Source organism: Buchnera aphidicola (Pentalonia nigronervosa) (genome assembly GCA_014622685.1).
Lineage (GTDB): Bacteria > Pseudomonadota > Gammaproteobacteria > Enterobacterales > Enterobacteriaceae > Buchnera > Buchnera aphidicola_BD.
The window spans coordinates 454543-470906 of sequence record CP061275.1 but is presented as its reverse complement, the minus strand read 5'-3'; the positions used below and the strand labels follow the sequence as shown (position 1 = coordinate 470906).

The 16364-nt window shown below is 24.8% G+C and carries 14 protein-coding genes and 3 tRNA genes; 12 read left to right on the top strand and 5 right to left on the bottom strand.

Going from position 1 to position 16364, the window contains the following annotated elements; translation table 11 throughout:
* The first annotated feature begins 12 nt into the window (after positions 1 to 12).
* The 6 genes from ICW73_02095 (at position 13) to ICW73_02070 (ending at position 4322) form a co-directional block, all read left to right on the top strand.
* Positions 13 to 1941: a UvrD-helicase domain-containing protein gene (locus tag ICW73_02095; protein QNS01750.1), complete on the top strand. Its 1929-nt coding sequence runs from the start codon at positions 13 to 15 to the stop codon at positions 1939 to 1941.
* A 169-nt stretch (positions 1942 to 2110) separates the two neighbouring features.
* Positions 2111 to 2437 carry a thioredoxin gene (trxA, locus tag ICW73_02090; GenBank protein QNS01749.1) on the top strand — a complete coding sequence of 109 codons (327 nt, stop codon included), beginning with the start codon at positions 2111 to 2113 and terminating at the stop codon, positions 2435 to 2437.
* 131 nt (positions 2438 to 2568) lie between these two features.
* Positions 2569 to 3828 carry a transcription termination factor Rho gene (rho, locus tag ICW73_02085; GenBank protein QNS01748.1) on the top strand — a complete coding sequence of 420 codons (1260 nt, stop codon included), beginning with the start codon at positions 2569 to 2571 and terminating at the stop codon, positions 3826 to 3828.
* A 200-nt stretch (positions 3829 to 4028) separates the two neighbouring features.
* A tRNA-Arg gene (locus ICW73_02080) sits at positions 4029 to 4102 on the top strand.
* A gap of 57 nt (positions 4103 to 4159) precedes the next feature.
* Positions 4160 to 4232 (top strand) — tRNA-His (locus ICW73_02075).
* A gap of 16 nt (positions 4233 to 4248) precedes the next feature.
* Positions 4249 to 4322, top strand: a tRNA-Pro gene (locus ICW73_02070).
* Between the two features lie 1204 nt (positions 4323 to 5526).
* Here the strand turns inward: ICW73_02070 and cyaY are convergent.
* Positions 5527 to 5877 (bottom strand): iron donor protein CyaY, encoded by a 351-nt coding sequence (gene cyaY, locus ICW73_02065; protein QNS01747.1) that lies wholly within the window; start codon positions 5875 to 5877, stop codon positions 5527 to 5529.
* Positions 5878 to 6021: 144 nt separating this feature from the next.
* On the opposite strand from cyaY, the gene dapF reads away from it, so the two are divergent.
* The 3 genes from dapF to ICW73_02050 all read left to right on the top strand — a co-directional run bounded on the left by dapF (position 6022) and on the right by ICW73_02050 (position 9729).
* On the top strand, positions 6022 to 6876 hold the full coding sequence (gene dapF, locus ICW73_02060) for a diaminopimelate epimerase (GenBank protein QNS01746.1): 855 nt from the start codon (positions 6022 to 6024) through the stop codon (positions 6874 to 6876).
* 114 nt (positions 6877 to 6990) lie between these two features.
* Positions 6991 to 8133 (top strand): MFS transporter, encoded by a 1143-nt coding sequence (locus tag ICW73_02055; protein QNS02110.1) that lies wholly within the window; start codon positions 6991 to 6993, stop codon positions 8131 to 8133.
* A gap of 129 nt (positions 8134 to 8262) precedes the next feature.
* Complete coding sequence (locus ICW73_02050; GenBank protein QNS01745.1) at positions 8263 to 9729, top strand: inorganic phosphate transporter; 1467 nt, start codon at positions 8263 to 8265, stop codon at positions 9727 to 9729.
* 68 nt (positions 9730 to 9797) lie between these two features.
* Here the strand turns inward: ICW73_02050 and ICW73_02045 are convergent, their stop codons facing one another.
* Complete coding sequence (locus tag ICW73_02045; protein QNS01744.1) at positions 9798 to 10544, bottom strand: class I SAM-dependent methyltransferase; 747 nt, start codon at positions 10542 to 10544, stop codon at positions 9798 to 9800.
* Between the two features lie 254 nt (positions 10545 to 10798).
* Between ICW73_02045 and ICW73_02040 the strand changes: the two genes are divergently transcribed.
* Both ICW73_02040 and ICW73_02035 read left to right on the top strand, forming a co-directional pair.
* The gene (locus tag ICW73_02040; GenBank protein QNS01743.1) at positions 10799 to 11098 is read left to right on the top strand and encodes a hypothetical protein; all 300 of its coding nucleotides are present in this window, start codon (positions 10799 to 10801) and stop codon (positions 11096 to 11098) included.
* A 497-nt stretch (positions 11099 to 11595) separates the two neighbouring features.
* The gene (locus tag ICW73_02035; protein QNS02109.1) at positions 11596 to 12177 is read left to right on the top strand and encodes a hypothetical protein; all 582 of its coding nucleotides are present in this window, start codon (positions 11596 to 11598) and stop codon (positions 12175 to 12177) included.
* Positions 12178 to 12777: 600 nt separating this feature from the next.
* Here ICW73_02035 and ICW73_02030 read toward each other — a convergent pair.
* The 3 genes from ICW73_02030 to hslV form a co-directional block, all read right to left on the bottom strand.
* Positions 12778 to 13530, bottom strand: coding sequence for a ferredoxin--NADP(+) reductase (locus ICW73_02030; GenBank protein ID QNS01742.1), 753 nt, complete (start codon positions 13528 to 13530; stop codon positions 12778 to 12780).
* A gap of 433 nt (positions 13531 to 13963) precedes the next feature.
* Positions 13964 to 15295 carry an HslU--HslV peptidase ATPase subunit gene (gene hslU, locus ICW73_02025; protein ID QNS01741.1) on the bottom strand — a complete coding sequence of 444 codons (1332 nt, stop codon included), beginning with the start codon at positions 15293 to 15295 and terminating at the stop codon, positions 13964 to 13966.
* 13 nt (positions 15296 to 15308) lie between these two features.
* Positions 15309 to 15839 carry an ATP-dependent protease subunit HslV gene (hslV, locus tag ICW73_02020; GenBank protein ID QNS01740.1) on the bottom strand — a complete coding sequence of 177 codons (531 nt, stop codon included), beginning with the start codon at positions 15837 to 15839 and terminating at the stop codon, positions 15309 to 15311.
* Between the two features lie 254 nt (positions 15840 to 16093).
* Between hslV and rpmE the strand changes: the two genes are divergently transcribed.
* Positions 16094 to 16309, top strand: a complete 216-nt coding sequence (gene rpmE, locus ICW73_02015; GenBank protein ID QNS01739.1) for a 50S ribosomal protein L31 — start codon at positions 16094 to 16096, stop codon at positions 16307 to 16309.
* Positions 16310 to 16364: the final 55 nt, after the last annotated feature.

Genomic DNA, 16364 nt, shown 5'->3' with positions numbered 1-16364 from the left:
ACATATAATTTTATGATGCTTAATATTTCTCAAAAAAATGCAATTGAATTTATTCATGGTCCCTGCTTAATTTTAGCGGGGGCAGGTTCAGGAAAAACAAAAGTTATTATTAAAAAAATTATTTATTTAATAAAATATGGTCAATATACCCCAAATAATATTTTAGCTGTGACTTTTACTAACAAAGCTGCTCATGAAATGAAAACTCGTTTATTAAAGTATTTGCATACCTTTGAAGCTAAAAAAATCATGGTATTAACATTTCATGCGTTAGGATTAGAAATTATCAAACAAGAAATTCATACATTAAAATTCAGTTCTAAATTTTTACTTTACGATGAAAAAGATAAAATTACTATTTTAAAAAAAATATCTAAAACTATCATTAAAAACAACAACATATATTTAAAAAAAATTATTTTTATGATTTCTTATTGGAAAAATAAACTATTAACTCCAACTCAAGTACAATCATTACAATCTTCAGATATCGATAAAAATATTGCATACATTTATCATTTATATACTCTTTATTTACGTAATTCAAATATATTAGATTTTGATGATTTAATTTATATACCAACATTATTATTAAAAAAACATCCTGAGATAAAACGTCGTTGGCAAAAAAAAATTGCTTATTTATTGGTGGATGAATATCAAGATACAAATCATAGTCAATATGAATTGATAAAAATGATTACTGAAAATCACGGTAATTTTACATTAGTAGGGGATGATAATCAGTGCATTTATTCTTGGAGAGGAGCTAATCCAAAAAATATTTTATTATTAAAACAAGATTTTCCCAATGTAAAAATAATAAAAATGGAACATAATTATCGCTCTTCGGGAAGAATATTAAAAGCTGCTAATAATCTGATTAAAAATAACACGCAATTAATAAAAAAAAAATTATTTTCTCAATTAAAAAATGGTATAAAAATAAAAGTTTTCATGGGTAAAACTGAAGAAAATGAAGTAAAAAAAATTGCAAAATATATTTTTTCAAAATGTACTAAAAATAACAAAAAATACCAAGATTACGCTATTTTATATCGAAGTAATTATCAATCTAAAATTCTTGAAAAAGTTTTAATAGATCAAAATATTCCTTATAAAATTGCTGATAATCTATCATTTTTTTCACGTTCCGAAATTAAAGATATATTAAATTATCTTCGTGTTGTTGTGAATCCACATGACAACCACGCTCTTATGAGAATATTAAATATTCCTGCTCGAAAAATAGGAATAAAAACATTAAATAAATTAGAAGAATGGGCAAATAAACAAAAAATTAGTATTTTTCAATCTATTAATGATATTAATATTGTCAATTGTATCGCAAAAAAAACTATACATAAAATACAAAAATTTATTTCTTGGATGAGAGAAATAACTAATTTTTCTCTTATACAACCATATAATCTTATAAAAAAAATTCTTGATGATATAAAATATGAAACATGGCTGTATAAAACGTTGAACGATTCTGAAAAAATTAGAAATAGTATGCACAATCTCTATATTTTATCTACCTGGTTTCAAAATATGCTAAAAGGCAGTAAAACTGATGAACCAATGACGTTGAAACAAATAATTGAAAAAATGACACTTGGTGATATAACTGAAAAAAACATACAAACATCTAATATAAATAAAGTGCAATTAATGACATTACATGCTTCTAAGGGTTTAGAATTTCAGTCAGTTTTCATAATTGGCATGATTGAAGGTATTTTGCCTAACCACAAAAGTATACATGCAAATCATATTGAAGAAGAAAGACGGTTAGCTTATGTAGGTATAACACGAGCACAAAAAGAACTATGTTTAAGTTATTGTTATAAATATTGCCAATATGGAAGAATTGTACATGCAGAACCAAGTCGTTTTTTGTTTGAGTTACCCCAAGAAGATCTGACATGGCAGCAATGAAGTAAATATAATAGTACATATAAAATATGCGATATATTTTAACAAAATTAAACTTATAATTTTAGTTTAAAAAAAAATTTAAAAATGATATCATAATATTTATTGATCTAAAATAATAATTTAAATTTTATTTTTGCTTAATTTCCCGACTTCCGAGTAAATCGTAAATATGAACAGAATAATTGAATTAACTGATCAAAATTTTAAAACAAAAATTGCGCAGTCAAAAAATCTTACCTTGGTCGATTTTTGGGCAGATTGGTGTAACCCTTGTAAAATTTTATCACCAATTCTAGAAGAAATAGCAGAAGAGTATCTTGATAAGATAACTATTTTTAAACTAAATATTGAAAACTATCCTCATATTGCTCCATTATATTCTGTTAGAAGTATTCCTACATTATTATTATTCCAGAATAGCGAAATACTTGCAACTAAAGTAGGTGCTATATCTAAATTTCAATTACAAGAATTTTTAAATGAATTTATCAAATAAAATCAAAACAGTTAGTTTCTAAAATCTTCTTTAAACATTACATTTACTTTATGAATGTACAAAACTTTCAGAATTATATTTTTATTACATTATTTCAGGAATTACCCCGATTTTACTAAGAACCCACCATTATGAATCTTACCGTACTTAAAAATATGCCAGTTTCTGAATTAATTACTCTTGGTGAAAAAATGGGTTTGGAAAATTTAGCGCGCATGCGTAAACAAGACATTATTTTTGCCATCCTTAAACAACATGCAAAAAGTGGAGAAGATATATTTGGAAATGGTGTTTTAGAAATATTACAAGATGGATTCGGCTTTTTACGATCTGCTGATAGTTCTTATTTAGCTGGTCCTGATGATATTTATGTTTCACCAAGCCAAATCCGTAGATTTAATTTACGTACTGGTGATACTATTTCTGGAAAAATAAGACCACCAAAAGAAGGTGAGAGGTACTTTGCTTTATTAAAAGTGAATAAAGTTAATTACGACAAACCTGAAAATGCGAGAAGTAAGATATTGTTTGAAAATCTAACACCATTACATGCTAATTCTCGATTAAGAATGGAGCGGGGTAATGGTTCTACTGAAGATCTTACTGCAAGAGTATTAGATTTAGCATCACCAGTTGGTCGAGGACAAAGAGGTTTAATTGTCGCCCCGCCTAAAGCAGGAAAAACAATACTTTTACAAAATATTGCACAAAGTATCGCTTATAATCATCCAGATTGCGTTTTAATGGTTTTATTAATTGACGAACGCCCTGAAGAAGTGACTGAAATGCAAAGATTAGTGAATGGTGAAGTTGTAGCTTCAACATTTGATGAACCAGCCTCAAGACACGTACAAGTTGCAGAAATGGTTATTGAAAAAGCTAAACGTTTAGTTGAACATAAAAAAGATGTAATTATTTTATTAGATTCTATTACTCGTTTAGCTCGAGCTTACAATACTGTAGTTCCAGCTTCAGGAAAAGTTTTAACTGGCGGTGTTGATGCTAATGCATTGCATAGACCTAAACGATTTTTTGGTGCTGCACGAAATGTAGAAGAAGGAGGTAGCTTAACAATTATAGCAACGGCATTAATAGACACAGGATCTAAAATGGATGAAGTAATTTATGAAGAATTTAAAGGAACAGGCAATATGGAACTTCTGTTATCTAGAAAAATTGCTGAAAAACGTGTTTTTCCAGCTATCGATTATAACCGATCTGGAACGAGAAAAGAAGAGTTATTAACTTTATCAGATGAGTTGCAAAAAATGTGGATTTTACGAAAAATTATTCATCCTATGAGCGAAATAGACGCAATGGAATTTTTGCTTAATAAATTATCTATGACAAAAACTAACAATGATTTTTTTGATATGATGAAACGTTCATAAAAATTGAAATTCTAAAATGACATAAATCATAAATTTTTAATCATTACATCTTATGTAAAATTAAATTAATTTTCTATATATTTTTAAGATATTAACTGTACAATTAGTCTATAAAAATATTTATTTATTATGAATTTTATATGAAAAAGACTAGACAAAAAAGATCATTAGTCATAAAATATAATCTAGTTTTTGTTTATGCGCTCGTAGCTCATATGGATAGAGCACTACTTTCCGAAGGTAGAGGTATCAGGTTCAAATCCTGTCGAGCGCAGTTTTCAACAACTTAAAAATATTATATAATACCGTTAAAAATATTTTTTCAGTTGTGGTGGTTATAGCTCAGTTGGTAGAGTGCTGGATTGTGATTCCAGTGGTCATGGGTTCGAATCCCATTAACCACCCAAAAAATAATGTATTCGGCGAATAGCGCAGTTTGGTAGCGCAACTGGTTTGGGACCAGTAGGTCAGAGGTTCAAATCCTCTTTCGCCGATAAAAACAAAAATTTTTAAATATATCATTTTCTATTTAAATTAAAATATATACTTTAAAATAAATTAATATTTCATATTGGCAGAATTGATCTATACATACTATTTTTTTTAATTAATCGATATAGTATTTTAAATTATCAAAAGGAAAATATAATATGTAAAAAAAAAGAATTATTATAAAAATTTATAAATATTTAAAGTTGATAAATAAAAACATAGTATAAATACTTTGCATACTATATTTTTAGTAAAAAACAATTTTTTATGTAATAAAATACAATCATTAAATAAATACATAAATTTCTAATAAAAAATTTTTATTGATATATTAATTTTTTTACGATCAATTGTTTAATCTTTATAAATAATGTGAAAAGCACAGTTATTTTATAAAATAAATAAATTTTTTATATTTCAAAAATATTTCTTTAAAATTTTATTTTAAAATTAATTTATGTTAAATCTGTTTCTTAAAAATAAAAATGATCATCAGCCGATATTTGATTTTTAAAATTTTTATTTGATCGAACAAATTTGATATACATTTTATGTTATATTAATTTTTAGAAAAACAGAAAAATTATATTTCACATTTTTAAAAAAGTTTTAAAATTTTAGTTTAAATATTAAAACAGTACATATTTTTCGTATTTTTTATTTTTGTATTTTTTCATAAAAATGGTTATATCAAAATAAATAATGAAATACAATTCGAAAAAAATGTTAAATACATTTCTTAATAAGAACATTACCCTAAAAAAAACAAATTACATGATTAATATATAACTTAATTAAATCATTCATTGAAAAATAATATATGTATTAATTAAACATAATATTTAATTATATTTGACTGAAAATGTTCGATCAAAAATTAATTGTTTATGTTTTTATTAAGTTATATCTGATATTTATATACATGATGTTTCTCATTGATACGAAACATTTTTTTAACATACATTTCCATAAATTATATCAAATAAAACTTGACATTTCATATTTTAATTCAAACGTACATAATACTTTATTTTTAAATACGTTTAATTATTAACGTTGAAAAAGTATTCTATAATAGAACATCAAATAATTTTATTATCTCCATAATTTTGATGTAAAAACTATTTCATAAAAATCCTTTAATTATAAAAATTACGCGTTAATTTTTTATAAAGTAATCATTTTTTATATTCATACAAAATATACCTATTGTTTTAAAAAAAACAATTGTTTTTTTGATTGAATTGAACACGCATGTTGAAATATATCCCAAAAATTTCTTTTACTACGATTACAAATCCACTGATGATCTTTATAATTAAAATGATATCCGTTTTTGGATGTTGCTAACCATACTTGTCGTAATAACTCTTGTTTATTGATAATGATTGAACTTTTATTAATAAAGGTAATAGTCATAACATAGTTTTGTATTTCATAATCAATTTCTGCATCATTACTATATAAATTTAAATTATCTTCTATTTTTTGAAACAAATGATCTAATAATTTATAATATTTACTATATTTCAGCATTGTATCTTTATTGTTGTGCATAAAATTTTCCTTATTTAAATTATTATATCAAATTTGAAAAATAAAAAATGTTGATTTTTTAGATTATTTATAAAATATCTTGACTGTCCTCTAAAAATGACATGTAAAATATTAAAAAAATCAAACAAACATCAGGAAAAAACAATGATTTTTAAATATAACAATAAAAAAAAAATATATTTTTCTAAAATGCATGGTTTAGGTAATGATTTTGCAATTATTAATTGTATTGATCAAAATGTTTGTATAAATTCTTCAATTATAAAAAAATTATCTAATCGACATAGAGGAATTGGTTTTGATCAATTATTACTTGTAAAAAAAGCACATAATTCTACATATGATTTCCATTATGAAATTTTTAATTCTAATGGAAATGAAGTCGAGCAATGCGGAAATGGTGCACGATGTTTTGGTATGTTTTTAAAATTGTATAAATTAACTAATAAAAAACAGGTTTTTATAAAAACAAATAATAGAGATTTAATTATTAAATTTATTAACAATAAAACTATTCAAGTCAATATGAACGAACCCTATTTTAAACTGAATCAAATTTTTCTTTCTCAACAAAATACATATGATTATTTATCAAAAAAAAAATTACTAAAAAATTTGAAATATAATTTAGTTTCTATAGGAAATCCTCATTGCATTATAAAAGTAAAATCTATAAAATATGCTCCAGTTCAAAAAATCAGTAAAATAATCGAAAATAATTGTATTTTTTCAGAAGGAATAAACATAAATTTTATGGAAATTGTAAGAAAAAATTACATTAAGCTGCGAGTGTATGAAAGAGATGTCGGAGAAACATACGCTTGTGGTAGTGGTGCATGTGCAGCAGTTGCAGTTGGTATTTCACAGAACCTTCTGACAAATAAAGTAGAAGTAGAATTACACGGTGGAAATATGATCGTAAAGTGGAATGGAGTAGGACATCCTCTCTATATGCAAGGACCAGCAAAACACGTTTACGACGGTTACATATATATATAAAAGAAGTCATCATTTTTTATAAAAAGGATATCTATTTTGGTGAAAATTAAGTTAGAACGCATATCTTTTATACGAAAAGAATATATTAAAAGACGTACAAAAAAATTTAATCATATGATTTTAGCTTTATTTTCAGGTGGTTTTTCTACTTTTTCCATTTTATATTGTGTTCAATCAATTTTACCTATATTTTCTAAACAGTTTCATTTAACCCCATCAGAAAGCAGTTTATCTCTTTCTGCAGCAACCGGGATGATGGCTATAGGTATGTTATTTACGGGACCCCTTTCGGATATGCTGGGTCGTAAATTAATTATGTCATATTCTTTGTTAATAGCAACAATTCTTACAATTATATGTTCTAAAATGACTAACTGGACTGTCATTGTTGTGTTACGTGCTTTAACAGGATTATCTTTAAGCGGAGTAGTTGCTGTTGCTATGACATATATTAGTGAAGAAATACATCCAAAATCTTTATCTTTTTGTATGGGATTATATATCAGCGGAAATACTATTGGTGGCTGTTCTGGACGACTTTTAAGTAGTGTTTTGTCTGAAAAATTTTCATGGCACACTTCACTTATGATTATTGGTATATTTTCTTTAGTATCGTCTTTTTGTTTTTTTTATTTTTTACCTCCATCAAAAAATTTTTCACGTATTTCAATTGATGTTCATAAGTTTTTAGGTAATTTTTGTATGCATTTAAAAAATCAAGCATTGTTCAGTTTGTTCATGATTGGTTTAATTTTGATGGGTAGTTTTGTGACGATATTTAATTATATTGGTTATCGAGTGATGTTAACACCATTTTTTCTATCACAATCTAATATAGGATTACTGTCAATTATTTATTTAACTGGAGTATATAGTTCGCCAAAAGCAGGTATACTAATTAGTAAATATAATCGTATTAACATATTAATTACATCATTGACATTAATGGTAATTGGTCTTTTAATTACACAGCATGATCAGTTATTTACAATAATTATTGGTTTAATCATTTTTTCTAGTGGTTTTTTTGCATCTCACTCTATTGTAAGTAGTTGGATTAGCTTATGTACAAATACTGCTGTCGTGCAAGCAACATCATTATATTTATTTTTTTATTATTTAGGTTCTAGTTTGTTTGGCACATTTGGTGGTTTTTTTTGGCTTCATTTAAAATGGTTAGGAATTTCTATTTTTATTTTGAGCGCGCTTTCTTTTGGAATCTTTTTGTCTTATAAATTAAAAAAACATATAACGTAATTATGCATTTCTTCAACGTATAATCAATAGTATAAACATTTTGTAAATAAAATTTATATTTTTCTTTCCTCTAACGTAGTTTCTCACAGATAATAAACTTAGTTCAATTATTAAAATGGTTTAAAGATTATGCTAGACTTATTGTCTTATTCTAATTTGAATCATAGTTTATTTATTTTTTTTGCTATAATTATTGTGTTATTTTATGAAACCATTAATGGTTTTCACGACACTGCAAATTCAGTTTCAACCTTAATTTACACACGATCTATATCTGAAAATAGTGCAGTTATTATCTCTGGAATATTTAATTTTTTAGGAGTAATTTTCGGCGGATTAACTGTCGCGTATACAATTGTACACTTATTGCCTAATGATATACTATTAAATATTTATTCTAAAAATGCTCTTGCAATGATTTTCTCTATTTTACTTGCATCTATAATATGGAATTTATTTACTTGGTACTTTTGTTTGCCCGCATCAAGTTCACATACATTGATTGGTGCAATTATTGGAACAAATTTAACGCACTCTATAATTACACATACATCTTTAATACATGTTTTTGATTTATCTAAAATAAAAAACGTATTTTTATCATTAGTATTTTCGCCAATTATAGGATTAATAATAGCTGGTATTTTTATTATTTTATTACATGTGTTTTTTAAAAATAAATTTTATCAAATTTATATGACTCCATTGGAAAACAAAAAAATCAATAAACAAAAGTATCCACCTATTTTAATTAGATTAATATTAATTATATCATCCATTGGTGTGAGTTATGCACACGGTGCTAATGATGGACAAAAAGGCATTGGTTTGATCATGTTAATATTAATTGGTCTAACTCCATCTTTATTTTCAGTAAACATTCATGCTAATAAAAACGACATAATTCACACACGAAATACAATTTATGATCTAAAAAAATTTTATTTAAAAAACAACACAATTTGTGTAAAAAAAAATCATATTCAAAATAAAATTGACACATCAGATGTAAATAATCATATAAATAAAAATTTACAAAATATAAAAAATATTCAAATGTTATTAGATAACATACATGATTATAATTCATTAAATACTATACAGAGATTACAATTAAGACAATTTTTATTATGTGTTTCTAATGAAATAGAATATGTTATAACCATGTTTGAATTAGATTTTAAAGATCGAATGTTTTTAAATACAAGCAAAAAAACAATACTTAGTACGATTGAATATGCGCCAATTTGGATTATATTAATTATTGCTGCTTCATTGTCTATCGGTACAATGCTTGGTTGGAAGCGCATAGTTATTACTATCGGTGAAAAAATTGGGAAAAAAAGTATGACGTACGCACAAGCAATGGCAGCGCAAATTACTGCTTCTATTTCTATTAATATAGCAAGTTATACAGGCATACCTGTATCTACTACACATATTTTGTCTTCTTCGCTAGCAGGATCTATGCTCGTCGATGGTAATGGTATTCAAATAAAAACAATTCAAAATATTTTAATTGCATGGATGTTAACTGTACCAATTTCAATTTTGCTATCTAGTATTTTGTATTGGATATTATTATTATTTATATAAGGTTTTAACTATATAAAATTTTTACAATATTTTTAATAAGAGTGTATCTATTAAAATTATATACACTCTTATTTTTTGTAAGGATAATATATGTCAAAACGATGATTTTTACTTGCAATAATGAAATCTGCTTTTTCATTAGAGATCGATTTTGCATGATATGGTCTCTTTATGACAATTCTTTGTTTTGCTAAATTTTTAGCTATATGTAGTAAATATTGAGCATCATTATTTATTCCTATTAATTTTCGAAGAAATTGTATATTTTTTTTTGGTAAAACTTGTTTTTTACAAACTGGATACATTGGATCTAAGTAAATTACATCTGGTTGTGCAATAGGCATTTCTAACATTTTGTTACTATCTCCAAAAATAAAAGATAATCGTTTTCTTAACCAGTGCCCTATTTTCTTATCTCTATATCCTCTTTGCAATCCATCTTCTAACAGCGCAGCTATTATTGGATGACGTTCTATCATTAAAACTTTGCATCCTAAAAAAGATAATATAAAAGCATCTTTTCCAAATCCAGCCGTGGCATCTAACACAAACGGAAAATATTTTTTTTTAATTCCGACAACTTTCGATAAAATTTCATTTTTTTTAGAAAAATTTAAACAACGATAATTATTTTTTTTAGAAGCAAAATCAATTTTTATTGCATGCATTTCAGGATGCGAACGATCAAAAAATTCTAATGAATCCAAATTAATTATTAAGGCTATTTGAGCATATTCATCATGTTGTAAATCAAATGTATGAATTATGTTATGTATTCTTTTATTATAATATCTACGAATTAAATATACTTTCATTTATTTTATATTTTTTTTAAATTAATAATTGACTTTTTTTAAAATATATCTTATATATATAAGACTTTTCATATATTATTAAAACATAGTTTGTTTTTTTCAAGAACTGTGTCATGAAAAGAAAAGAAATAGAAAATATATTAAATCAATAAGTAGCTTAATTTCCATATATATTTAATCTACATTTCTAATCATGATTCGTATTAATAACATTTTCTTTACGAAATATCGTAAATTAAAAAGGACAAAATATTATGTCATCTAATTTTATAATTAATAAAATTAACAATAATAAAAACGATGTTATAAGAACTTGTACTATTAACAATCCTGCTAAAAAAGCATCTACTGATCATAAAAATATTAACGATAAAATTGAAATAGAAGATATATACTATGATTCTCTTGTTTCTTTAAAAAATGCACAAAAAAAAATGGAGCAAAACATTTTTTTTACGCAAGAATTTTCCGAAAGTATAAGCATCATTGGTAAATTCATTGATAGTCTTTTCATGAAAAAAAAACTTCTCATACCTCTCCAACAGAATTATTAAATGCAGCAGTAGAGTATATAAAAAATACAATTCAAAACCTCAACATCGCAGAAACCATCCAAAATTTCTTTATACAAGCCAAAAATAAAATATTAGGTATGTTTGATACTATTAAACAAGAAACGATTAATCTTTTTAATGGTACTACAATTAAAAAAATGTTCACTTTTTTTCAGGGAAATGTCATCATTTCAGATGACAGTGGTGGACCACTTACTTCTTTGATAGAATATGTAGAACAATTAAAACAAACAATAGCATCATCTAAAATATTTATAGGTTCACTAATTGATAAAATTCGTCATCAGGGGAAAATTCATGTTGTTAATAAACTAAATAATAATCCAAAACATCCTGCATTTGAAAGTTCATTTCCTGATCTTTTGAATCCAACACATCCAAAAAAGAACGAAAATGATTTTTATCCGTTTAAAAGTATAGATGAAGAATTTGATTTTCAAGGTAAGAAAATTACTACATTTCACAAAACTGAAACTATGTTAAAAATGGATCAAAGCAATCAAAAATTACATGATCGTAATTTTTTGATTGATCAACACAGTCCATGGCAAGTTTCAGAACAATCCAATTCTATGCAGAATATTGTAAATACAACTCGCGATTTTCAAAAATCATATCAATTGCTAAAACAAAGTACTGAATTAGATTCACAATTTATGCAAGATGTCTACTCATCTTTAGTAATAGTTAATGATCAACTGATTCCCAATACAAATAGAACTGAAATGATTGCGAAATTTAAAAAATGTTTACCTAATGTCAATGCACAAAAGTTTGTTTCTACATATGCTAACGAAAAATTTTTAAATCGATCTTATTTACAGTTAATATCTGAACATCCAGAAATTCAAAATTATCAATTAAAGAACTCACGAAACATTTATACAGTTCATACATTCAAAGATGGTTCAATAAAATTAGTTGCTACGAATTTATCTGATATGCATGCAAAAAATAGTAATTATGTTCAAAAATATAAATCATTAGGGATCCGAGCAACAGTTATTATGCTTAAAAATGAGTTTCCGATAATAAAATACTCATATTTTATGCAATAAAAAATTACTTATTTTAAAACCAATGTTTTATTTTTGATTACGTAATAGGGTATATAAAATATATACCCTATTTATTTTTTAATTAAATGCAATGAAAATGTTTTTTTTGAGGTCTAACGCTGTTTTATATTAAGTTATTGTATGTTGTTTTAACATATTAAAATTACAAATATTATTCTTACTTCTTACTATCTTTGTTCCATAAAATAACAGAATATAATATTTCTTGATATAAAAAAATATAACTTCTATAATTACACCATATTTGTTTGCAATAAGGAGTTTATTTAAATTAAATTTTTTTATTTTAGTTGAAGATTTTTTCACGTTATTTTATTGTTATTTAATAATATTTTTCTGGTAAAACACTAAAAAAATATTTGTCTAAAAATTATAATTTTTAAAAAAACAATTAAGAAATTTTTATCTTATAATAAATGTTTATTAAAAATAGATGTTTATATAAATAAAATTGGATTTTATTTTATTAGAGAATAGGAGAATTACTGAAAATTTTGACAATATTTTTAAAAAATTGTTTATTTTTTTATGTAAACTATATAATATTTTCTATGACAAATAATAAATATTTTTCATGAGTTACCAATAATTTTCCATTGTAATATTACCTGGTTTGCGTCTTAAGTTTTTTGTCATATTCCTATTTTTATTTAATAATAAATATGTATCTTTTACCATATTAGGATTGCCGCACAGCATAATATGTGAATTTTGAGAATTAATGCTTAAACCTATTTTTTTTTCTAATATTTGACTATCTAACAAAAAAGGAATTCGACCAGTCAAAGAATGCGCATGTTTTTCTCTGCTCACTATTGTTTGAATTTGTAATTTTCCATTATATATTTTATATAAATCTTTTAAAAGCGGTAAGTATGTTAATTCAGATTGATATCGAACTGCATGTATTAAAATAATTTTATTGAATCTACTAATGTTTTGATTTTCTTGTAAAATAGAGCAATAAGGTCCTATAGCAGTTCCAGTTGCAAACATCCATAATATTTCATAATCAGGTATTTCGTCTAACGTAAAAAAACCAAATGATTTTTTTTTAATAAAAATTTGATTACCAACTTGAAGCGAATATAAAAGATTACTTAACTTTCCATGTAAAACGCGAACAATATAAATTTCTAAATTTTTATTAGAAGGTGCGTTAACATACGAATACGCTCGTTGTATTTTTTTGTTTTTACTAGAATTATATACAGCTAATTTTGTAAATTGTCCAGCTTTAAAGGGTTCTATAGATGCATGTAAAATAAGACTAAACAAATTTTCAGTCCATCTTTTAATTTTTACAATATTTGCATTAATCCATGGATTCATGATCTAATCTCAATAATGTTTTTTAAAAAATCACCGCACTTTATTATAATAGTACAATGATTTTTCTAGATTGAAAAAAATCAGCTATGTTGAATATTTTTATTTTTTCTTCTTGTTAATTATGTGAATTTAATGATTAATAATAAGACATTAAATGTATTATTTTTTTTAATAAAAAATGTATTTTGAAATTTTTAAATAGATTGATTGATACATGTTTAATTATTTGAGTTTTTAATTTTTAGATAGAAATTATAAAATATTATATATAGTATATTGATATTATTTTAATTTTTTTATAAATATTGAATATATACGAATGTTATATTTTATTCATGTAAAAATTATTTCTAATGCATAAAATATAAATATTTTAAAAAAAATATTCATCCATTAAGAAACATAAAACAATGGATAAATATTTTAAAAAAATTTATAAAATAAAACGACTGAGATCTTCATTAGATATTAGTTGATTTAAATGTTTTTCAACATAATTTGCATTTATTTCAATAGTATGACCATTATATTTATCAGCATTAAAAGATATTTCCTCCATTAATTTTTCCAATATAGTATGTAAACGTCTAGCACCAATATTTTCCATAGATTCATTTACTTTCCAAGCTGCTTCTGCAATGTTACGTATCCCTTCTTTTGTGAATTTTATATTCACGCCTTCTGTTTGCATTAAAGCAATATATTGCGTGGTGATAGCAGCAGTTGGTTCAGTTAGTATTTTTTCAAAATCATTGATAGTCAATGCTTGTAATTCCACTTTTATTGGAAGACGACCTTGTAATTCTGGAATTAAATTTGATGGTGTAGATGTTTGAAAGGCACCAGAAGCAATAAATAAAATATGATCTGTCTTAACCATACCATATTTTGTTGAAACTGTACAACCTTCAATTAATGGTAAAAGATCTCTTTGCACTCCTTCTCGAGATACGTCGGGACCAGAAGAGTCACTTCTTTTACAAATTTTATCAATTTCATCAATAAAAACTATACCATTTTGCTCTACTGAATCAATAGCTTCTTTTTTAATTTCTTCTTGATTAACTAATTTGGAAGCTTCTTCTTCTGTTAATAATACCATTGCATCTTTTATTTTCAGTCTTCTAGTATTCTTTTTATGGCCACTTAAATTTTGAAATAAAGATTGTAATTGACTAGTTAATTCTTCCATACCAGGTGGAGCCATAATTTCTACACCCATGGTTGTTGAAAGAACATTAATTTCTATTTCTTTTTCGTCTAACAATCCTTCCCTTAATTTTTTTCGAAATATCTGAATTGTATTTAGAAGACTTTTGTTTTTTTGATCTTCTGCCCAATTATTTGGTGGTCGAGGAACTAGTACGTCTAATATTTTTTCTTCAACAATTTCTTCAACTTTGCTTTTATTTTTTTCAATATTTTTTATGCGAATCATTTTTATAGCAGTGTCAGTTAAATCACGAATAATTGAATCAACTTCTTTTCCAACATATCCTACTTCTGTAAATTTTGTTGCTTCAACTTTAATAAAAGGTGAATTAGCTAGCTTTGCTAAACGTCTTGCAATTTCAGTTTTTCCTACTCCAGTAGGACCGATCATTAAAATATTTTTAGGAGTGATTTCATAACGTAACTCATGGTTTAACTTCATGCGACGCCAGCGATTTCTTAATGCGATAGATACTGCTTTTTTGGCATTTTTTTGACCAATAATAAATTTATTTAGCTCAGCGACAATTTGAGGAGGAGTCATATCAGACATAGAGGGTAAATCCTTATTTTTCTGAAATTAATTCTTTAATAGTAAAAACATGATTTGTATAAATACAGATGCTGGCAGCAATATTTAATGATTTCTCTACAATTTGATTTGCGTTAAAATCTGTGTTATCAATTAATGCCCGTGCAGCAGATTGAGCATAAGTTCCTCCGGAACCTATAGCAATTAGATCATCTTCAGGTTGTATAACATCTCCATTTCCTGTGATTATTAATGAAGTATCTTTATCAGCAACAGCTAATAGAGCTTCTAATTTACGTAACATTCTATCAGATCGCCAATCTTTTGCTAATTCAATAGCTGAACGTTGTAATTGACCTTGATAAATTGATAATTTTTTTTCAAACATTTCAAATAAGGTAAATGCGTCTGCTGTTCCTCCTGCAAAACCTGCAATAACTTGTTCATGATAAAGTGATCGAATTTTTTTTACGTTACTTTTCATGATAGTATTACCTAATGTTGCTTGTCCATCACCTCCAATTACCACTTTTTTATTTAATCTTACACTTAATATTGTAGTCACATAAAACCTCTTGAAATGATATTTCAGTTTTTTTAATGTATTTTGAATTTAACGAAAAAATTTTTAAATACATAATGTAAAAAAAATAAATGCTTAACATTAGCATTAAAATAAAATATATTAAATTAATTTAATACTAATTATTATACATATTTTTTATATTTTACATTTTATAATAAAAATTATTGGTTTATTGATAGTAAAGTAATTTTTATTATATAAAATATGTATATTCAAAATTTAAGAATATATTTATGAAAAAAAATACTCATCCTCGTTACATTAAAATAACAGCTACTTGTTCTTGTGGAAATATAATTGAAATTTTTTCTACTATTGATCGTAATATAAATTTAGATATATGTTCAAAATGTCATCCATTCTATACTGGACAACAGAGAATTATTGATACTGGAGGTCGTGTTGAAAGATTTAAAAAACGTTTTAATTTTTCAAAAAAAATAACTTAAACTATCAGTTTAACTGGCTTTTTTATTATAATTTTAAGCATCAAATTGTTGAATT